This is a genomic window from Catenuloplanes japonicus (genome assembly GCF_000717135.1).
GTDB classification, from domain to species: Bacteria; Actinomycetota; Actinomycetes; order Mycobacteriales; family Micromonosporaceae; genus Catenuloplanes; species Catenuloplanes japonicus.
In genome coordinates, this window is sequence record NZ_JNXY01000035.1 from 16,110 (window position 1) to 36,567 (window position 20,458).

Consider the following 20,458-nt stretch of genomic DNA (forward strand, 5'->3'; position numbering starts at 1 on the left):
CGCGATGAGTACGCCTCCCCCTCAGCAGGGCGCGCCCGCGCCGGTGCGGCCGTCGGTGATCCCGCCGGTGGTGCCGCCGGTGAGCAAGCCGGACGCCGCGCAGAACTCGTTCCCGCCGCCGCAGCCGAACCGCATCCCGCCGCCGCCCGGTCCCGGAAGCCCGCCGCCGCCCGGCAGTCCCCCACCGGCCGAGCCCGCCGACCGGACGCCGGACGGGACGCCGGCCGCGGCCAACCCGTCGCTGGCCGGGTCCGGTGGCTCGGCCGAGGTCCGGAAGGCGCTGCACGACCACGGCAACGTCTCCGACCGGCAGAAGCTGACCAGCGCCGCGAACGAGGCGCTGCGGATCGGCACGCTGACCCAGGGGAACACCGACGTCGGGCGCGACTACGTCAGCCAGCTGAACAACATCTTCCTGCACGGCGCCGACACCGCGATCCGTCCGGGCGAGCTGCCGCGCAGTTTCGCCGAGGCCGCGGCGCACGCCTACGCGGGTGAGGAGGCGCTGCTGGCCGCGCTCGCGCCGTACGCGGAGCAACGCATCCTGATCATGCGCGCCGCGCCGGGGCACGGGCGGGTCGCCGCGGCGGTGCGCCTGCTCCAGCACCGCCGGGCCGCGCGGATCCTCATGCTGGCCTCCGACCAGAACCTCGAGCTGCTGAACACGGTCGAGGACGGCACCGGGTACATCATGGCCGCGTCGCACTCCTCCGGCGGCCTGACCTCGCACGCGGTCAACACGCTCACGCCGCTGCTGGAGAAGCACGGCTGCCACCTCGTGGTGACCATGTCCGACGAGATCCTCCTCGGTGACGAGGATCTGCTCGAACTGACCGTGACGCTGCCGTCCCGGCCGTCGCACCGGGCCGCGCTGCACCGGCACCTGCAGTGGCGGCTCCCGCAGCACGCGGCCCGGCTCGCGGCCGACACCGAGCTGGGCGCGCTGCTGAGCGCCCTGTTCCACGAGGACACGCCGCTGCGCCAGGTCGGCGAGCTGGCCCGGGTGATGGCCGAGGTGCACCGGGCCCGGGACGTGGTGGATCTCGCGGAGGTGCGCCACCGCCTCGGCCGGCACTCCGAACAGGCGTTCGCGATCTGGTTCGACCGGCTCGGCAGCGACGACCGGCTGCACGCCATCGCGCTCGCGGTCCTCAACGGGCTGCCCAGCGAGTTCGTCATGGAGGGCGCGCGGGCGCTGCGCCGCCGGCTGGAGCCACCGGCGCCGCTGGTGGCCGCGAACGGCGACCGCGCCGCGCTGCAGATCCAGCCGCCGGTCGACCACTTCCGGCTGCCTCGCCGGGAGCTGCTCGGCGTGCTGCGGGCCACGGTGGAGCGCACGACGGTCCGCGGCGAGCACGGTGTCTCGCGGGCGGAGGCGCTCCGGTACCGGGACAACCGGTACGCCACGCAGGTGATCCGGCGCGCCTGGTCCGAGTACACCGCCCAGCGCGTGATGCTCGACTGGCTCGGTGAGCTGGTCGTGCACGCGGCCGAGCCGGTACGCGTCTGGGCCGCCACCGCCATCGGCGTGCTCGCGACCGAGTCGTTCGAGTACGTCAGCGCCACCGTCCTCAACCGGTGGGCGTGCAGCGACTCGCCCCGGCGCCGCGCGGCGGCCGCCCACGCGCTGCACGTGCCGGCGGAGGATCCGGAGCTGGGCCCGGTCGTACGCCGGATGGTGCGCTCCTGGACGGAGGGCCCGACGTCCGTCGACGACGGCGACTTCGCGCTGGCCGACGCGGCACCGGACGCGCAGGCGCAGGCCGCCGCCGCCCGCGCCTACGGCTACAGCCTGGGCCGCCTGGAGCCGGACAACTCGCTGAAGGCGCTGCACGAGCTGGCCCGGGTGGACGACATCCGGGTCGCCGTGGCGATCGGGGAGAGCCTGGCCGAGCTGCTCCTGCACGACAGCGCGCTGCTCGCGGAGCCGATTCTGGCGACGGTCCTGCAGTGGCTGCAGGACACGGACCGGGAGGGCACCGCGCACCTGGCCTTCCTGGTCATGTCCACCAGCCTGCTCAGCGATCTGCCGCCCGTCGTGCCGGACGGCCCGATCCGCGTACGGCCGATGCTGCTGGTCCTCGCGGACGAGCGTCCCGGGCTGCGGTACGGGCTCGCGGCGATCTGGCACCACCTGCTCTCCCAGAGCAACTACTTCCCACGGCAGGCCGAGGAGGTGCTCGGTCTCTGGGCCCGCCTCGTGGAGTCCGACCCGGACGGCTGCACGACGCTGGCCGGCATGCTCGCCACCACGAGCGAGAACGACACGCTGCTGCGCGACCACCTGCTGCTGGAGGTCTCCGACCGCTGGTCCGGCGCGGACACGCTCACCCCGACACCCCTTGCCGCCGCCGCGGTCACGGCGGCCCTCACCGTTCAGGAGCCGAAGCGATGAACAGTCAGACGGTTCCGCTGATCCTCGCCAGCCAGGCCGTGCCGCGCTCGGGGCTGTCCGGCGGCGACCTGCCGCCGCACGTCGCGGTCGTCTACCAGGACAAGGACAACCGGTACGAACAGATCGGGCAGGGCCGCACCATGCGCCTTCCCGAGGCGCTGTGGACGCGCTACCGGCACCGCTTCGACGTGGACACGTCCGACCACGAGGCGGAGATCGTCATCCCGGAGCGGCAGCTGCCCTCGATCGAGCCGGCGTTCTCGTTCGTGGCCACGGTCGAGGTCGGCTTCCGCGTCTGCGACCCGGTGGTGGTCGCCCAGCGTGCGATCCAGGACGGCCTGGCGGTGGTACGCACCAGGCTGATCGAGATCATCCGCCCGATCTGCCGGCGCTTCACGATCGACCGGGTGCCCGAGGCGGAGGTGGCCGTGAACAGCAGGTTCGCGCAGCCGGTGCCGCTGCCGGAGGGGATCGAGATCTACCGGTGCCACACGCTGCTGTCGCTCGACCGGCCCTCCGAGGCGCACCAGCGGAAGCTGCGGGACCTGGCGAACAGCGGGGCTATCGGCCAGATCCAGCAGACGCAGACGCTGGCCAGGGTGCGGGGCGCGAACGACGCCAAGGCCGTCGAGGAGCAGGGCGAGCTGGCCCGCCAGCGGACCAGGCTGGCCGAGATCTCCGCGATGAACATCGACGAGAAGGGTCTGATCGAGCTGTACCTGGCGCAGAACCCGAACAACGCGGCAGAGGCGATCAACCTGCTCAACCAGAAGGAGGCGGCGCGCTTCGAACGCGAGGATCTGCAGAACGCCGCGCGGCTGAAGCTGTTCGAGTTCCTGGTGGCGAACAACCTGGTCCGCGGCCCGCAGGTCAGCGCGTTGGCCAATGTGCTCACCGACCGGGTCATTCCGCACCAGGGCGCGAGCGCGGTGGCCGCGACGCCGTACGCCGAGTGGGGCGGCGGGCAGGCCGCGCTCCCGGCGGGGACCGGCCCGTCCGCGGTGCCGCCCACGCCCCCGCCCCCGCCTCCCCCTCCACCGCCGCCTCCGGCTCAGCCCGCGCCGGGGCGACCGGCGATCCCCGTGTCGCTCCCGCCGGAGCAGGCCACGCAGGTCATCCAGCCTGTGCAGCCCGCACCTGCCGTCCCGCCGCCGCCCGTGCCCCGTCCGCCCGCCGCCCGGCCTCCCGCGGCGGCGCCGTCCACCCAGTCGCGGCTGCCGCAGTCGCCGACCTGGACCGCCACGCCCGCCCAGCCCCAGCCCCCGGCCCCGGCGACGCCCGTGCCCGGCGCCACCGTGCAGCCGATCTACCTGGTCGTGGACGAGTCCGCCGCCGCCGGCCGCTGGGCGGCCTCGCTGCGCACCGGCCTGACCCGGCTCGTCGATGATCTCGGCGCGCAGCCGGAGGTCACCGCCGGCCTGCGCATGGCCGTGCTGGGCCTGGGCGCGACGGTCCGCGAGGCGGCCGCGATGGGGACGATCCAGGCGGGCTGCGCCGCGGCGTCGCCGGCCTTCGACGGCACGATCGACTTCGCGGCCGCGTTCACCGACCTGCTGCAACGCATCCCCGCCGACGTGGCGCGCCTCAAGGGCGCGGGGCACCGCGTCAACCGGCCGGTGGTGTTCTTCCTCTGCACGTCGCAGCCGGACAGCACCGACTCGTGGGCCGCGCTGCGCACCGGCCTGACCGACCGGGCCACGCTGCCGGCCGCGCCGAACATCGTCGCGTTCGGGGTGGCCGCGGCGACGACCTGGGCTGTGCGCGCGATCGCCACCCGCCAGGAGTTCGGGTTCGTGGCCCCGCCGGGCACGGACACCGACGCCGCGATCACCGCGTTCTGGTGCTCCGTCACGAACAGCCTGATCTCGTCGGGAATGGCGTTGACCCGCGGGGAACCGGCGCTCGCGATCCAGCGTCCCGACGGATTCCAGGTCGCGAACGAGGAAGTGTGAGCCCGCACTGCGCGGTCTGCCGCTTCCCGCTGCCGGCCGCCACCGGATGCCTGGTGTGCACGTGGGACCGCGATCCGGCCTCCGTGCCCGCGGACGGGCGGGCGTGGGATCTGCGCGCCGCCCACCTGGCCGCGGGCGGGGACGAACAGTCCGTCGCGCGCCTGCGGGACGCCCTCCGCGGCACGCGGGCCTCGGACGACGAGGTCACCGCCGCGGGTCTGCGCGCCAGGCCGGCCGCGGACCCGGGGAACGCGCACGCGCTCGCCGTCACCGCGGACCTGCTCCGGGCGCTGCTCACCGGCGAACTGCGCACCGTGGCGTTCCTCTGCCTGCTGCCGGACGGTCTGGAGCTGCACCTGGCGGATGTCAACCGGTTCGGCATCGCCCGGCTCGGTCCGGCGGGCCGGCAGTGGCCGTGGCACGACCTCGACCCGGCGCTGCCGGCCGACCCGCTGTCCCGGCGGTTCCTGCTCGCGGGCGGCATCGGCACGGTGGACGGGCAGGACGATCCCGCGCGTACGGCCCGCACGATCACCGCGGCGCTGCCCGGCCTGGCACTGCCGCGCGGGTGCGCGCTGGTCCTGGTCGACGGCGTGCCCGGGTGGGCGGTGCTGCGCGGCGTCGTGGCCGAGGCGCACCGCCGGTACCGGGCCTCGGCGACGCTGGTGTACCCGCTGGCCGGGCCCGCGCGGGCGGTGGTGGAGGCGCTGGTCCGGCAGTCGCCGGTCGGGCGCGCGCACGAGCTCGTGCTGCTGGAGCCGGCGACCGACGGAACCGTGTTCCTGCATCCCGTGCCGGTGTTCCCGGAGGGCCATCGGGTCTGTGATCCGATCGAGTTCCAGATCTATCCACCGGTCGGCGCGGCCGTGCCGACCTCGCTGGCGCTCGTCGTGCGCGACGCGGGCAGCCGGCCCTCGGCGTGGGAACCGGTGGACATCGTCACCGCGGACCTGTCCCCCGGCCGTCCCGCCCGGATCGGCGTGACGCTGGGTGCGGACGCCAGGCCGGTCTACAACGGCGTCACCACCGCGCCCGCGGCACTGAGCTGGCCGGAGCTGATCCGGTCGGTGCCGCGGACGCTTCCGGCCAGGCCGGTCGACGTGCTGCTGGCGGTCGAGCTGTGCGACGGGCAGGAGGCCGGCCTGCGGCTCGCCCTGGTCCGGGACGCGATCACCGCGATCGCCAACGAAACCCGGGACACCGAGTGGGTACGCGTCGGCCTGCTCGCGTACGGCCAGCACAGCGATCTGCCGGACGGCGAGGTGCTGCAGGTCGTGGGCCCGGACCGGCCCGGTGCCGTGCGTGCTGCGGCGGACGGCCTGACGCTGCGTGCCAACCGGCACGACTATGCGGCCGCGGTGGAGGACGCGCTGGCCGCGGCGACCGGTGCGACCTGGCGTCCGGGCGCCGGACGGGTGCTGATCACGTTCGGCAGCCGCCCGCCCTATCCGAGGGTCGCCGGGCCGGAGCGGACCCGGCCGTGCCCGGCCGGGCGTGACTGGAGCACGGAGGCCGCCCGGCTCGGCCGTGCCGGGGTGCGCCGCATCGCCGTCTGGTCCGATCCGCTCTGGGGACCGCTGCACGGCGCCGACCGGCCCGCCGGTGAGCGGGTCGCGTTCGCCTGGAATCTGATCGGCGCCGACGGCCGGGTCCCGCTGGCGGACGCGACCGTCCCGTTGCTGCTCGGCCTCGCGGGCGTGACCTTCGTACCGCCGAACGCCCCCTTTCCCTATGCCGCGGCCGGTCCTGCCGTGCCGTCAACGACCTCGACCCTGCCGTCATCGACCTTCCGGAGGTCCGCGTGACCATTCCGCACCCGCTCAACGGGACTGCCACCCGCCCGTCCGTACCGGATGACGCGGCCTCGCCGCCGTCGCCGTTCGTGCCGCCGCAGCCGGCACCGCCGGTCGCGGCGCCGCCCTGGTCCGGGCCGCCGCCGATCACGTTCGGCCTGTGCGGTGCGGCGGGCGGTGGCAAGACCACGTTCCTCGCATCGCTGAGCATCGCGGTGGGCGCGGCCGACGGCCCGATGGGGCGGTGGCGGATCACCCCGGCGGACGAGGCCTCGCTGCAGTTCCTGGTGGACCGGGAGCAGGAGCTGGTCGCCGGCCGGCGGTTCCCCGGCGCCACCCAGGCCAACACGTCGTACCGCTGGCAGATCGACGGCGATCCACCGGCGGAACGCCGCCGCGGCCTGTTCCCGCGCGCCAGGGCGCGGGAGGGAACCAGCTTCACGGTCGACGTCGAGGACCGGCCGGGCGGCGACTTCCTTTTGGACGCGGCGAACGCGATCCCGATCAGCGAGGAGGGCCTGAACCGGCTGGCCGACGCGGATGCGCTCGTCTTCCTGTTCGACCCGCTGCGGGAGATCGGCCGGACCGAGGACACCAACTCGAACTGGCTCTACCTCAGCAAGCTCATCCAGACGTTGAAGATGCGACGGCTGCGGTCGTCGAGCCTGCCGGGCGGCCGGCTGCCGCACCACGTCGCGGTCTGCGTCACGAAATTCGACGACCCGGCCGTGTTCCTGCCCGCGTGGGACGCCCGGCTGATCGACATCGGCGAGGACGGCGTGCCGCGGGTGCCACCGGGCCGGGCGCAGGAGTACTTCACCTGGATCTGCGCGTGGATCTCCCGCCAGTCCGTCGACTTCAGCACCGAGCAGTTCCGCAACCTGCTGCGCGGCTCGTTCGCGGACGACCGCGTGCACTACTTCGGCACCTCGTCCGTCGGGTTCTGGACCGGGCCGGACGGCCGGTTCCGCCTCGACGACTTCCAGAACTTCGAACGGGTCAACAACGAGTGGCGGCTGCGCGGGCAGGTCCGGCCGGTCAACGTGCTGGAGCCGCTGGTCGGGATCGAGCGCGCGATCCGGCTCGGGGGACGGCGATGACCGGCGAGGCCGTGCGCTGGGCCGTCATCGGCAAGCGGCAGGGCCAGGCGGACGAGTACACGGTGCTCTCCGACGACAGCGGCGGGCCGCGCCGGGCCGAGTATGCCCGCACGGTCCGGTCCATGGTCCGCAGCAATCCGAGCGAGGCCGGGGCCGGGCGGCCCGACGCGTTGCCCTGGCTCCTGCTGGGCCCGGAGACGTCGCCCGGCGCCGGGCCGCGGATGGCGCTCGCCTGCGTGGAGTGGCCGGACGAGGACGTCCGTGACGCGACCGGCCGCCGCGCCTCCCGGACCCGGTACTTCGACGTGGGCCTGGAGACGGTGGTCCGGGACGGGCTCGGCTACGCCTCCCTGCACGAGGCGCTGGCCGGCCTGTACCCGGCCGACGGCATCGTGCCCGGCCTGGTGGCCACCGCGCCGGACCTGGCCGCGCTCGCCCGCTTCATCGACGGCTACGGCGCCGACTCACTGATCGCCACCGCGGCGCTGATGATCGACGGCCCGGTGACGATCCTGGCGGACCCGGAGTTCAACGACCCGCTGCATCGGCTGTGGATCCTCGACGCCGTTCTCGCGCTGCTGCCGTACGGCCTGCGCCGCTGCGCCCAGGTGGGCACCTGGACCCCGAACGACACCGCGCACGAGCTGCGCCTGGCGTTCAGCAACCGCGTCGCCGCCGGGCAGATCGGCGTGCGTCGTGGGGCGCCGGTGACGTTCCGCAGCCGCGCCGCCGCCGACTACGCGGACCGGATCACCCGGATCGTCCGGCACGGCGGCGTCGAACGGCTGGTGCGCGCTCTCTGGACCGACCACGGCCCGCACACGTTCGAGGCACCCGAGGCCATCCTCGCCGGGCTCGCGGGCCTGGACCGGTTGTACGCGCTCTACCAGGACCTGGAACGCGGCGTGGCGGGAGTGCAGCACGTCCTCGCCGTGCTCCGCGACCCCGCGGCCGACCTCGGGCACACGGATCCGCCGACCGCCGCACGGCTGATCCGGGAGGTGCTGTCCCACGCGGACGACCATGACCTGACCGTGCTGGCCCGGCACTGGCACGCGGGCCCGGTGCTCCGGCTCGCCGTGGAGATCGGCGCGGCCGCGGCCGGTGGCCGTCTCCTGGCCTTCCACCGGGTCGCGCACGACGCGGGGGACGCGGAGGCGTTCCTCGTCGCGCTGATCGAGAGCGCGGACTCCGATGACCAGCGGGCACAGGCCGCCCGGATGCTCGCGTCGGTCGTCCCACCGGTGTCCGCGCGGATGCGGCAGGCGCTGCTGGCGAACGAGCAGCTCACGAGCCGGCTGCTGACCGACCTGTTCATCACGCGCGACCGTCGCGCCCTGACGGTGTGGGCGGATCTGCTGTTCGCCGATCGCAGCCTGCCGCGCTGGGCCGTACCGCTCCAGACCGCCTGGTCAGGACGTCTCGACCTCACCAGAGAGCACCTCAACGAGCCCCCGTGGCAGGGCAGATACCCGGTGCTGGCCCTGTACGCGCTGGTCACCACCGCCACCGGCGGGCCCGGCGCGTTCCTGGAGCACGCCAACGCCTGGGCCACGCTGCACAACACAATCTCCCTCGGGTCCGCGGAGCCGGTCGAGCTGTTCCGGCGGGTGACCGAGGTCGTCGCGGCGGACGACAGCCGTGACCGGGCCATGCTCGATCTGCTCCGGGTCGCGGCCGGCGTGCCGATCGCCCCTCCCCCGACGCACGACGTGCGCGCCGTCGGGGCATACAGCGCCGCGCTGCGGGACCGGTGCGAGGTGCTCGGCGCGGAGCTTCGTGAGGACTATCTGACCGTCATCGCCCGGCAGGCGATCGCGGACGCGTCCGGCCCGAACGAGGTGCTGCTGTGCCGGCACCTGGCCGACATCGCGGTCTCGGAGCCGGCCCAGGAGAACATCTTCCGCCTGATCGCGGACCGGGCCGCCACCCACCCCCGGCTGCTACGAGGCCAGACCGAGGAGCTGGTGACATACCTCATCGCGCTGTCACCGGGGCTCGGCATCCGGCTGGCGCGGAACCGGCTCGCCGACGCGGTCTCGGAGAACGCGCACGTGAACGAGATGACCGCGCAGTGCCTGACAGCGCTGCACGCGGGCATGGACGTCACCGAACTCCTGACCGACCTCCAGGGCTGGAACGGCCTGGACGACCCGGGCGCCACCGCGCGGTTCGTCCGGACGCTGGCGGAGGAGTGCACGACCCCGGAGATCACGGACCCGGGCACCGAGGTCTACGAGCGGGGTCTCACCCACATCCTGTCCGGCGCCTACGGGCCGGAGCGGGCCGGATTCCTCTCCGCCTTCCTCACCGAGGAGGCCGCGGTCCTGCGGAAACGCGCCGATCGCCTGACCCGGCTGATCAAGCAGAACCGGCCGCCCAAGGAACTGCCCATCCCCTGGCTGCGCAAGCACCAGGCTCCCGCGCCCAGTGAAGGACCGCGATGACGACCCGACCTACGATGTCCGCCCGGCTCGCCGCCGCGGCGGCCGCGACCTTCACCCTGCTGGCCACGGTGCCCGCCACCACAGCGCACGCCGACCCGGCCACGCTCGCCGAGATCGAGGCCGCGGCCGGTGTGGACGACATCCCGTCGCACTACGTCATCGTGGCGGACACGTCGCGGTCGATGGCGGGCGAGCGCTACGACGGCCTCAAGTCGTCGCTGCGGACGTTCTTCGCGGCGCTGGCACCGGCCGACACGGTCACCGTGATCACGTTCGACGAGAACGCGCGGACCGCCGAGCCCCGGCAGGTCGGCCGCACGCCGGAGGCGCTGCTCGACGCGCTGCCGGACGCGGCGGAGGGCGGCGCCACGGACATCGGCGCCGCGCTGGAGGCCGCCACCGGCGCGGTCACCGCGGCCGGCCGCCCGCCGATCGCCACGGTCGTGCTGGTCACGGACGGCACGCACGAGCCGCCATCGAACAGCCCGTACCCGCTGACCTCAGGATACAACTGGGACGAGCTGCGCAAACGGGTGTCCCAGCTGCGGATGGAGAGCCTGCGCGCCTACGCGCTGCCGCTCGGCGACGCGACCGGCGCACCGCTGCTCAGCAGCGTCTTCACCGGCGCCCAGACGCTGGACTCGGCCTCGGCCGGCGAGATCGCCAGGGTGCTGGAGACGCCGAAGCGCGAGGCGGTGGCCGCGAAGGTCCGCACCGCGCTGGCCGGCGAGTCCGGCCGGGGCGTCGAGGTGGTGTGGCCGGCCGGGCTGAGCCGGCTGAAACCCGGCGAGAACCGGCTGACGCTGACGCTGCGCGCGACCACGCAGCGGATCCCCTGGCGGCTCGACCGGATGACGGTCACCAGCGACGATCCGGCGATCCGGGTACGACTCGAGACCGTCGCCACGGACGTCGTGCCCGGCCGGGACGTGACCGTGCCGCTCGTGGTCGACTGGGATCCGGGCCCGCGCGGCTACGTCTACCGCGACCGGGTGACCGGCGGGACGACGCTGCGGATGACGATGACCGCGGCGTCACCGTGGGCGGAGACGCTCTCCACGGAGCTCGGCCTCACCGCGTCACCCGCGCTCACCGGCCTGGAGCAGCGCGGCACCGGCACCGCGGAACGGGGCCGGCCGGAGCTGTACCACCTGGGCGTCGGGCTGCTGCTGCTCGTCACCGCGCTGCTCGCGATCGCGCTGTACCGCCGGCCGCGGATGACCGGTGTGCTGACCGTGACCGCGCCCGGCGCCGCCGCGTCCCGCACGGTGCAGCTCCGGGAGCTCGGCCGCGCTGCGGAGCTGCGAAAGAACCGGACCGGAGAGGACGAGCCGGTACGGGTCCGGATGAGCCGCAGCGGCCGCGCCACGCGGCTGCGGTTGAGCGCCGGCGGTCAGCGGCGGCTGCTGGAGTTCGGCACCGATGTGACGCTCCGCAGCGTCCGTTACGAGTGGTCGTCCGGGCACACGCCGGCGCCACCGGCCCCGGGCCGCGGCATGGCGTCGATGTCCGCACCTGCGCCGGCGCCACCGGTCGTGGTCACCCCTGCCACCCCGCCCCCGGTCGTGGTCCCGCCGGTCGCCCCCGCGGCACGGCCACCGCAGGCCGCGCCCCCGGCGCCACCACAGCCCCCGCAGTCCGACGACGAACTGCCCGTCATCAACCAGCGTGCCGCCCGCATCGACTGACCGGCACCCCCTGATACCCGAGGAGACACCCATGAGCCAGCAGATCCTCCCCTTCTACCTGGTGTGCGACGAGTCCGGCTCGATGTCGGGCGAGCCCATCGAGGCGATTAACAAGGCGCTTCCGGAGCTGCACAGCGAGATCGGCAGCAACCCGGTGGTCACCGACAAGACCCGCTTCTGCCTGATCGGCTTCTCGTCACGGGCCGAGATCCTGCTTCCGCTGTCGGACCTGAGCACGGTCACCGAGATCCCGGCCCTGCAGGCGTCCGGCGGCACCGACTACGCCAAGGCGTTCGACGTGCTGCGGGAGACCATCAACGACGACGTGAACACGCTGAAGGCGCAGGGCCACCAGGTCTTCCGGCCGGCCGTCTTCTTCCTCTCCGACGGCCTTCCGGCGAACAACGGCTGGGAGGGCGCCTACCGGGCACTGACCGACCCGGGCTGGCGCCCGCGGCCGAACATCCTGGCGTTCGGCTTCGGCCAGGCCGACCAGCAGACGATCCAGCAGGTCGCCACCACGAAGGCGTTCATGGCGAACGGCCAGCTGGGACCGGCGCAGGCGTTGCAGGAGTTCGCGAAGTCCCTGATCCGGTCGATCGTCAACTCCGGCACGCAGTCCGCCTCGGACCAGACCGAGGGCGCGACGCTGGTGATGCCGGCCGAGGTGCCCGGCTTCACCACCATCACCGCAGAAGCGCTGTGACCTGGTTCCGATTCCGTTTCCGGAGAGCGAGGACGTTCATGACCCAGAGCAGCAGGCCCGAGACGACGGGCCCGGTGCCGCCGCCGGCCGAACTGCGCCCGCTGCCGCCGAAGCCGGTGCCGGCGCCGGTCGCCGAGTCCCGGCCGGTGATCACGGTGCGCGCGTCGGTGGCCCCGCCCCCGGCCGCGCGCGCCGAGCCGCTGGGCGAGCCGTTGGTGCTGGTCGGCAGCCCGCGCCTGCGGTCGGTGCCGCGGGCCTTCCCGTCCGCCCCCGGCGCGCCGCCGGACACGGTGATCGACGGCGGCGAGATCGGCGGGCTGACCGTGCGGGCCGCGTCGTTGCGCGGCGACGACCATCGGCACCTGTGCGAGCCCCGGCAGGACTCGTTCGCGCTGCACCGGTTCCCGCTCACCGGCCGGACCGGCGAGCCGGTGCTGCTGGCGTGCGTCGCGGACGGGGTGGGCAGCCAGCCGCTGTCCCACCTCGGTTCCGCGGCGGCCTGCCGTTTCCTGGGCGAGGAGATCGGCCGGTACGCGGATCGCCTGCTCGACCCGGCCGGTGAGGGCGACCTCAACGCGCTGTGCCGGGAGCTGGTGACGGTGGTGGCGGCCCGGATGGAGCGGGAGGCGGCCGTGCACGAGGCCGCACCGAAGGCGCTCTCCACCACGCTCGTGGCCGGCCTGTTCGGGCCCGCCCAGGCGAACGGCGGGCGGCGGGTGGTGCTGTTCGCGGTCGGTGACAGCCCCGCGTACCTGCTGCGTGATGGCGATTTCGAGCCGACGTTCCGCGCGGCCGGCACGGACGAGATGGCGGGCGCGCCCACGTTCGCGCTGCCCCGGGTCGGCGACGTCGAGGTCATGATCTACGAATGCGTGCGGCCCGGCGGGATGATCCTGCTCTGCACGGACGGACTCGGGAATCCGATGCACGCCGCACCCGTCCGGAGCCAGTTGGCGCAGTGGTGGCGGACGGGCCCGCCCGGTCTTCCGGCGTTCTTCTGGCAGCTGAGCTTCCGGGCCCAGTCGTTCGGCGACGACCGGACCGCCGTCTGTGTCTGGGTGGACTGAGGTGAACGCCATGGTCCCGACGGTCCGGCTGGCCGACCTGCACCTGGACGAGGTGCTGGACAAGGGCGGCCAGGGCGCGGTGCACTCGCTCGCCGACCGGCCGGATCAGGTCTTCAAGCAGTACTTCCTGCCGACGGCGGACGGCGCCGCGCTGTCCGCGCTGGTCGGCTTCCCCGCGACGCTCTCCCCGGGCGACCGGCGTACGCTGCTGGAGTCCGCGGCCTGGCCGACGGAGATCGTCGTCGAGGGTCACCGGACGGCCGGCTTCCTGATGCAGCGGGTGCCCGCACGCTTCGCGGGCCGGAAGGCGAACGGCCGGCACCAGCTCCGCGAGCTGCAGTACCTGCTGTTCCCGCCGAAGCCGCTGTGGGGCGACATCGAGCCGCTCGACGTGTTCGAGCGGCTGTTCCTGGCGCGGCGGTTCATCGAGGTGATGGGCGTGCTGCATCGCCGGTCCGTCGTACTCGGGGACATCTCCATGCGGAACATCCTGTGGGCGCCGGGGGAGCCGCCGGAGCTGTTCATCCTGGACTGCGACTCCGCCTGCGTCGCCGGCACGGTGCTCCCCCAGGCGGACACGCCGGACTGGAACGATCCGGAGAGCCGGACGTCCACGTCGGACCTCGACTCGGACCGGTACAAGATCGCGCTGACCGTGGGCCGGATCCTGTCGTGCGATGCGTACGTGCGCCCCGGCACCGGCCTGGACCTGCTGGACGGGCTTCCGGACGAGGTGGCTGCCGCGGTGGGCACGACGTTCGCGCGGGCCGCGGGCGGGCACGGGACCCGCCCGACCGTGGACGAGTGGGCCCGCGCGCTCAGCGGACGGGCGAGCATCCCGCTGACGCCGCCCGCGCCCCGGCCGCCGATGCCGGTGCTGCCGCTCACCGACACCGATCGGCGTGGCCCGCGGGGTGTGATCCAGCTCCGGCCGTATCAGCGGTAGTTCTTCTCGCCCGCCTCGATCGGGACGGTGAGGCGGTTCTCCGGCGGGGCGAGCGGGCAGGCCCACCGGTCGTTGTAGACGCACGACGGGTTGTACGCGTAGTTGAAGTCGAGCCGGACGCGGTCGGTGCCGAGCAGCGTCAGCCCCCGGCCGAACGTGCCCTTCACCGTGTCGGCCAGGTAGCGGCCGGCGCCGTAGGTCTCCTTCGGCGCGGTCGTGTCCCGGAACGGCAGGAACACGCCGCCGCCGTAGGCCGCGATCCAGAACAGCGTCAGGTCGCCCCAGGGCGTGGCCGCGATGCCCAGCCGGCGGTAGCTGATCACGCCGTCCTCGCCGCCGGTGTCGATCTCCAGCGGCTCGCCCTCGGGCGCGGGCCGCACGTCGCACTCGGCGACGTACGACGGCGCGGGAGGGTAGTAGCGCAGCCCGGTGAACGCGGCACGGTCGAGGATCGGCGACTGGGGGTGGGTCGCGAAGAGCTCGTCCCGGGCCGCGCGGTAGCCGGTCAGGTCGAGGTCGGAGAGGTACATCGTGGCGACCCGCTCGCGCCAGTCGGCCAGGTCCAGCAGCTCCATGATCACCACGGTAGCGCGCCGCGCTGGTCGTTCAGATTTTAAGGAAGTAGGCTGGGCGGCGTGAGCAACACGCTTCCGCTGAACGAGGCCGAGATGCGCGCGTGGCGCGCGGTCATCGACGGCAGCTGGCACCTGCAGACGCGCCTCGACGACGAGCTGCGGGCCGCCACCGGGCTGAGCATCTCCGACTACCACGTGCTGGTGCTGCTCAGCGAGGCACCGGATCGACGACTGCGGATGGGCGGCATCGCCGGCCGCCTGGTCTTCTCACCGAGCCGGCTGACCTACCAGATCTCCGCCATGGAGAAACGCGGCCTGGTCCGCCGGCAGCCGTGCCCGGACGACCGCCGCGGCAGCGAGGCCGTGCTGACCGACGCCGGGCTCGACGCGCTGCGTCAGGCCGCGCCCGGTCACCTGACCGCGGTGCGCCGATACCTCGTCGACGACCTCGACGAGGCCGAGGCCGAGGTGCTGACCCGCGTCTTCACCCGCCTCCAGGCCAAACTGCGCGAAACCCAATAAAAGACCATTTAGTGGTACGCCGGAAAGAAGCTCCCATGCCCGCCGTCACCCCGCCCGACATCCTGGTCCTCCCCCGCCTGCCCACGCCGATCCCGTCCGCCGAGGTCCGCAAGGTCCGCCGGCTGACCACCGCGCCCCGCGGCTACGAGGGCGAGGGCTTCCCGGTCCGCCGCGCCTTCGCCGGCGTCTCGCACAGCGAGCTGGACCCGTTCCTGCACCTGGACCAGATGGGCGAGGTCGACTACGCGCCCGGTGAGCCGCGCGGCACCGCCTGGCACCCGCACCGGGGCTTCGAGACGGTCACGTACATGATCGACGGCACCATGGACCACCGCGACTCGCACGGCGGTGGCGGGCGGATCTCCGACGGTGACACGCAGTGGATGACCGCGGGCGGCGGCATCCTGCACATCGAGACGCCGCCGGAGAAACTGGTGATGAGCGGCGGCCTGTTCCACGGCATGCAGCTGTGGGTGAACCTGCCGCGCACGAAGAAGATGTCCGCGCCGCGCTACCAGGACATCCGCGGAAAGGCCTCGAAGCTGCTGGCCACGCCGGACGGCGGCGGGCTGCTGCGCGTGATCGCGGGCGAGATAGCCGGGCACCGCGGGCCCGGGAGCACGCAGACGCCGATCACGCTGGCACACGTGACGCTGCAGCCGGGCGCGAGGCTGGACCTGCCGTGGCGGCGCGACCACAACGCGCTGATCTACGCGATGTCCGGGAAAGGCTCGACCGGCGCGGACCGGCGGCCGTTGCGCTCCGGTCAGCTGGCCACGTTCTGGACCGGCGACACGCTGCGTGCGGAGGCCTCAGGGCCCAGGCCGCTGGAGCTGTTCGTGATGGGCGGCCGCCCGATCGGCGAGCCGGTGGCGATGCACGGGCCGTTCGTGATGACGACCCGTGCCGAGCTCGCCACAGCCTGGGAGGACTGGAAAAAGGGGCGGCTCGGCGTCGTACCCGCGAAGAGGATCTCGGGTGGTGCGCCGCGCCGGAAGCGCTAGCAGCGGATCTCAGCCGATGAGGAACATCGCGGCGGTGCCGAACGACACCATGAGCAGGACGGCGATGAGCAGGCCGCGCTCGGAGGCGATCTCGGGGGTGGTGGTCTCGGTGGTGATGGTCTCGGTCGTCATCGGTCTCTCCTTCAGGACCCGGCTGCGTCACCAACGGTAGGGCGCGGCCGGCGGGGGCGGATCCTGGTTTCGTGCCAGGTGGAACGGGGGGATAAGCAGGGGGTGCGTGTCGATCTCGGAGGTGCCGCGTGGACGTCGAGGAGTGGTTTCTCACCGGGCCGGAACGGGGCAACCCGTCAAGCCGTATACCCACCTGGTCCCGGGGCAACCTCGCAGAACCACTTGTTCACGGAGATTCCTACTTCGATCACCTCGTAACGGAGACAGAGGCGCTCGAGGCCGGTGATCACCTTTTCTTCACCGACTGGCGCGGTGACCCGGACGAGCTGCTGCGCCCGGACGGGCCCACGGTCGCGGAGCTGTTCTCCGCCGCCGCCCGCCGTGGCGTGATCGTCAAGGGCCTGATGTGGCGCTCCCACCTGGACAAACTCCAGTACTCCGAGGAGGAGAACCGGCACCTTGGCGAGGCGGTCGCGGCCGCGGGCGGCGAGGTGCTGCTGGACCAGCGGGTCCGCCGCGGCGGCTCCCACCACCAGAAGCTGGTCGTGCTCCGCCACCCGCACGCGCCGGAGAGGGATGTGGCGTTCGCCGGCGGCATCGACCTGTGCCACAGTCGCCGGGACACGGCCGCGCACGACGGAGACCCGCAGGCGGTACGGATGTCGCCGCACTACGGCGACCATCCGCCCTGGCACGACGTGCAGCTGGAACTGCGCGGCCCGGTCGTCGGCGCGCTGGACCTGACGTTCCGCGAGCGCTGGACCGACCCGCACCCGCTGGACTCACGCAGCCCGCTGGCCTGGATCCGCGACCTGGCGTCCGGCGCCGACCTGCACGCGGACACGCTGCCCGACCCGCTCCCGGACCCGCCGGAGTGCGGCCCGCACGCGGTCCAGGTTCTCCGGACATATCCGGATTTATCGTTGGATAGGGGTTATCCGTTCGCGCCGGACGGGGAACGCTCGGTGGCCCGCGGCTACACGAAGGCGATCCGGCGCGCCCGGCGGCTGATCTACCTGGAGGACCAGTATCTGTGGTCCACCGAGGTCGCGGCACTGTTCGCGGACGCGCTGCGCGACAACCCGGACCTGCACCTGGTCGCGGTCGTCCCGCGCCACCCGGACGTGGACGGCGCGCTCTCGCTCCCGCCGAACCTGGTCGGCCGCGCGCAGGCACTGTCCGTCTGCCAGCGCGCCGGCGGCGAGCGCGTGCACGTCTTCGACGTGGAGAACCACGCCGGCGACCCGGTCTACGTGCACGCGAAGGTGTGCGTCACGGACGACGTGTGGGCCAGCATCGGCAGCGACAACCTCAACCGGCGGTCCTGGACCCACGACAGCGAGCTCTCCTGCGCGGTGCTGGACGAGACCGGCGCGTTCGCCCGGGACCTGCGGCTGCGGCTGTGGCGCGAGCACCTGGACCGCGCGGACGGCGACGACGCCGACCTGGTGGACGCGGACTCCGCGATCGCGGCGATCACCGCCTCGGCGCAGCGGCTGGACGACTGGCACGCCGACGGCCGCGTCGGGCCACGGCCTCCGGGGCGGCTGCGCCCGCACAAGCCGGAACAGCTGGGCCTGCTCACCAAGGCGTGGGCACTGCCCGCGTACCGCCTGGTCTACGACCCGGACGGCCGCCCGCTGCGCGCCCGCCGCGCCAACACCTGGTGACCGGCGTGATCACCGGGTGACCGGAACGACGTGGCGGGTGAAGTCCTCCGCGGTCATCGGCGGCGCGAAGTGGTAGCCCTGCGCGGAGACGTAGCCCATCTCGCGCAGCGCCGCGGCCTGCCCGGCCGTCTCCACGCCCGCGGCGGACGCGGTCAGCCCGAGCCCGCCCGCGATCATCGTCATCGCGGCCGAGATCACGAACTCCTGCGAGGCCGCACCGCCCTCGATGCCGTGCACGAACGCCTTGTCGATCTTCAACCCCTCGACCGGCGCGGTACGCAGCAGGTCCAGCGACGACGCGCCCGCGCCGAAGTCGTCCAGGATCACCCGGACGCCGTGCCGCCGCAGCTCCCCCACCATCGCGATCGCGGAACCGCCGCTCAGCGCCGTCGCCTCGGTGATCTCCACGGCCAGCGCGGTCGACGGCAGGTCCGCCGCGTGCAGCAGCTCCGCGATCCGGGACGCGAACCCGGCCTCGCGCAGCTGCCGGTCCGACACGTTGATCCCGATCGAGGGCGCGTCGCCACCGAGCGCGGCCCGCCAGCGCACCGCCTGCTTGCACGCGGCCCGCAGCACCCAGTCGCCGAGCGGCACGATCAGGCCGGTGCGCTCCGCGGTGGACAGGAACTCCTCCGGGCTGATCAGTCCGCGCGCCGGGTGCCGCCACCGGACCAGCGCCTCCGCGCCGATCCACCGGCCGTCCGCCAGCCGCACGATCGGCTGGTAGAGCAGGTCGAACTGAGCGGAGTCGATCGCCTGCTGCAGGTCCGCCGCCAGTTGCGCGTCCGCGGCCTGGTGCGCGTCCAGGTCCGGGCTGTAGTGCGCGTACCGGCCCTTGCCGGCGGCCTTCGCGGCGTACATCGCCACGTCCGCGCGCCGCAGCAGTTCGTCCGGCGTGTCCCCGACGCCGGCCTGCGCCAGCCCGACGCTGGCGCGGACCAGCAGGTCGTGGCCGTGCGCGCTGACCGGCTCGCCCAGCGCCTCCGCCACCCGGGTCATCACCTTGGTCGCGGTCTCCGGCGTGGCGTGCTCCAGCACCATCGCGAACTCGTCGCCGCCCAGCCGCGCCACCGTGTCACCGGCCCGCACGCAGCCCTGCAGCCGCTCCGCGACCACGGTCAGCAGCGCGTCGCCGACCGCGTGACCGAGCCGGTCGTTGACGCCCTTGAAGTCGTCCAGGTCGATCAGCGCCACGTGCAGCACCAGGTCGCCGGTCAGCACGTCCATCGCCTCGCGGGAGCGCCGCTCGAACAGCGATCGGTTCGCCAGCCCGGTCAGCGCGTCGTGCGTGGCCGCGGTGGTCAGCTCCTCCTGCACCCGGCGCAGCTCCTGGAGGCTGGCGTCGACGCGGCGCAGCAGCCGGCCGTTCTCCACCAGCGCCAGCAGCTGCCGGGCCAGCACGATGCCGGTCAGCACCATCGCCACCAGCGCGACCACGCCGGTCACGCCGTGCCCCCAGCTGACCGAGACCAGCAGCACGCCGGTCGCGCCGACGGCCACGAACGGCACCAGGCCGAACGGCTCCCGCCGGGACCGCACGCCGCCGTCCACGCCGGCGGCACGACGCTGACGGTCCGCCGCGAGGACCGCCAGCGTGTACGTCACCGGCAGCGCCAGCTGCGCCGGGTCCAGGCCGGGCCGGCCCTCCAGCAGCGGATACAGGCCGCCGCAGGCCAAGCCGGTCACGAACGCGGCGACCAGCACGCGCATCGCCGGGCGGTCCACGCCGTCCACGCCGCCGACCGTCAGCTTGGCGAACGCGATCAGGCCAGCCACGCCCAGCACGGCCAGCACCAGCACGAACGCGAGCCCGCCGATCGCCGGCGGCTCGTCGTCCGTGTGACGCAGCACGGCGTACCAGAGGAAGAGACCGGTCGCGAGCAGCACGATCGTCATGTCCATCGCGAACCGCAGGCCGGCCCGCCGGGCGCGCTCGACCGGCAGCCCGAGCAGTCCCCACAGCGTCACCACCACGCCGACCAGGTAGAGCGAGACCGTCAGCGGTCCGGGCCTGTCCCCGATCGTCAGCCGGTCCGAGGCGTTGCTGGCCGCGGCCACGCCGGACAGCACGGACGCCAGCCCGAACCGCTGCCAGAACCGCTGCGCGGGCACGCTCTGCCCGTCCGCGGTCGCGGCCTGCCAGCAGGCGGCCGCGGCCAGCATCGGCAGCACGACCGGCGCGATCCAGCCGGCGAAACCGGGCGTCCACGGGTGCCACAGCGCGGTCGCGCCGAACCAGACGAGCGCCCAGAGCACGAGCAGCACGACGCCGGCCAGGAGCGGCGTAGGCCGCAGCCCCGGCACGACGGCCGCCCGTCCCCCGCCCATCGCGGCCCTCCCGGTTCCCTCAGCCTCGTCATCGGCCGGGGAAAACCCCAGATGAGCTGTTCGGGTACACACCCGCGGCAACGCTGTGTCCCGAGACGATCACACATGGCCTGAGCTGAGGTTTTGTCCGTAC

General features: G+C 73.7%; 15 protein-coding genes. 12 read left to right on the forward strand and 3 right to left on the reverse strand.

All coding sequences use genetic code 11. The features are described from left to right. Nucleotides 1-4: 4 nt before the first annotated feature. From OP04_RS39320 to OP04_RS39365, 9 genes are read left to right on the forward strand one after another with little or no spacing between them, the layout of a single operon-like run. On the forward strand, nt 5-2,395 hold the full coding sequence (locus OP04_RS39320) for a hypothetical protein (RefSeq protein WP_157240978.1): 2,391 nt from the start codon (nt 5-7) through the stop codon (nt 2,393-2,395). Then, nucleotides 2,392-4,347 carry a hypothetical protein gene (locus OP04_RS52495; RefSeq protein WP_051799772.1) on the forward strand — a complete coding sequence of 652 codons (1,956 nt, stop codon included), beginning with the start codon at nt 2,392-2,394 and terminating at the stop codon, nt 4,345-4,347. Before OP04_RS39320 ends, OP04_RS52495 begins: the two co-directional genes overlap by 4 nt. Further along, nucleotides 4,344-6,152: a hypothetical protein gene (locus OP04_RS39330; RefSeq protein ID WP_033345081.1), complete on the forward strand. Its 1,809-nt coding sequence runs from the start codon at nt 4,344-4,346 to the stop codon at nt 6,150-6,152. Before OP04_RS52495 ends, OP04_RS39330 begins: the two co-directional genes overlap by 4 nt. Then, nucleotides 6,149-7,240: a hypothetical protein gene (locus OP04_RS54030; RefSeq protein WP_033345082.1), complete on the forward strand. Its 1,092-nt coding sequence runs from the start codon at nt 6,149-6,151 to the stop codon at nt 7,238-7,240. The genes OP04_RS39330 and OP04_RS54030 overlap by 4 nt, the downstream gene beginning before the upstream one ends. Next, entirely contained in the window at nt 7,237-9,687 is a 2,451-nt protein-coding gene (locus OP04_RS39340; RefSeq protein WP_033345083.1) for a hypothetical protein, read from the forward strand. Before OP04_RS54030 ends, OP04_RS39340 begins: the two co-directional genes overlap by 4 nt. After that, nucleotides 9,684-11,375: a VWA domain-containing protein gene (locus tag OP04_RS39345; RefSeq protein WP_085067135.1), complete on the forward strand. Its 1,692-nt coding sequence runs from the start codon at nt 9,684-9,686 to the stop codon at nt 11,373-11,375. Before OP04_RS39340 ends, OP04_RS39345 begins: the two co-directional genes overlap by 4 nt. 31 nt (nt 11,376-11,406) lie before the next feature. After that, complete coding sequence (locus OP04_RS39350) at nt 11,407-12,081, forward strand: vWA domain-containing protein (RefSeq protein ID WP_033345085.1); 675 nt, start codon at nt 11,407-11,409, stop codon at nt 12,079-12,081. Between the two features lie 38 nt (nt 12,082-12,119). After that, nucleotides 12,120-13,148, forward strand: coding sequence for a protein phosphatase 2C domain-containing protein (locus OP04_RS39360; protein WP_085067136.1), 1,029 nt, complete (start codon nt 12,120-12,122; stop codon nt 13,146-13,148). 10 nt (nt 13,149-13,158) lie between these two features. After that, nucleotides 13,159-14,094 carry a hypothetical protein gene (locus tag OP04_RS39365; protein ID WP_033345166.1) on the forward strand — a complete coding sequence of 312 codons (936 nt, stop codon included), beginning with the start codon at nt 13,159-13,161 and terminating at the stop codon, nt 14,092-14,094. On the opposite strand, the gene OP04_RS39370 is transcribed toward OP04_RS39365, so the two are convergent. Next, entirely contained in the window at nt 14,085-14,669 is a 585-nt protein-coding gene (locus OP04_RS39370; RefSeq protein ID WP_033345167.1) for a DUF1684 domain-containing protein, read from the reverse strand. The two genes, OP04_RS39365 and OP04_RS39370, sit on opposite strands and share 10 nt — an antisense overlap. A 93-nt stretch (nt 14,670-14,762) precedes the next feature. Between OP04_RS39370 and OP04_RS39375 the strand changes: the two genes are divergently transcribed. Continuing rightward, nucleotides 14,763-15,191, forward strand: coding sequence for a MarR family winged helix-turn-helix transcriptional regulator (locus OP04_RS39375; RefSeq protein ID WP_033345168.1), 429 nt, complete (start codon nt 14,763-14,765; stop codon nt 15,189-15,191). 35 nt (nt 15,192-15,226) lie between these two features. Beyond that, nucleotides 15,227-16,195, forward strand: coding sequence for a pirin family protein (locus OP04_RS39380; protein WP_033345088.1), 969 nt, complete (start codon nt 15,227-15,229; stop codon nt 16,193-16,195). Nucleotides 16,196-16,204: 9 nt separating this feature from the next. Here the strand turns inward: OP04_RS39380 and OP04_RS56605 are convergent, their stop codons facing one another. Next, complete coding sequence (locus OP04_RS56605; protein ID WP_269746733.1) at nt 16,205-16,327, reverse strand: hypothetical protein; 123 nt, start codon at nt 16,325-16,327, stop codon at nt 16,205-16,207. Nucleotides 16,328-16,455: 128 nt separating this feature from the next. Between OP04_RS56605 and OP04_RS39385 the strand changes: the two genes are divergently transcribed. Continuing rightward, complete coding sequence (locus OP04_RS39385; RefSeq protein ID WP_033345089.1) at nt 16,456-17,997, forward strand: phospholipase D family protein; 1,542 nt, start codon at nt 16,456-16,458, stop codon at nt 17,995-17,997. Nucleotides 17,998-18,006: 9 nt separating this feature from the next. Here OP04_RS39385 and OP04_RS39390 read toward each other — a convergent pair whose 3' ends face one another. After that, nucleotides 18,007-20,325 (reverse strand): putative bifunctional diguanylate cyclase/phosphodiesterase, encoded by a 2,319-nt coding sequence (locus OP04_RS39390; RefSeq protein ID WP_051799774.1) that lies wholly within the window; start codon nt 20,323-20,325, stop codon nt 18,007-18,009. Nucleotides 20,326-20,458: the final 133 nt, after the last annotated feature.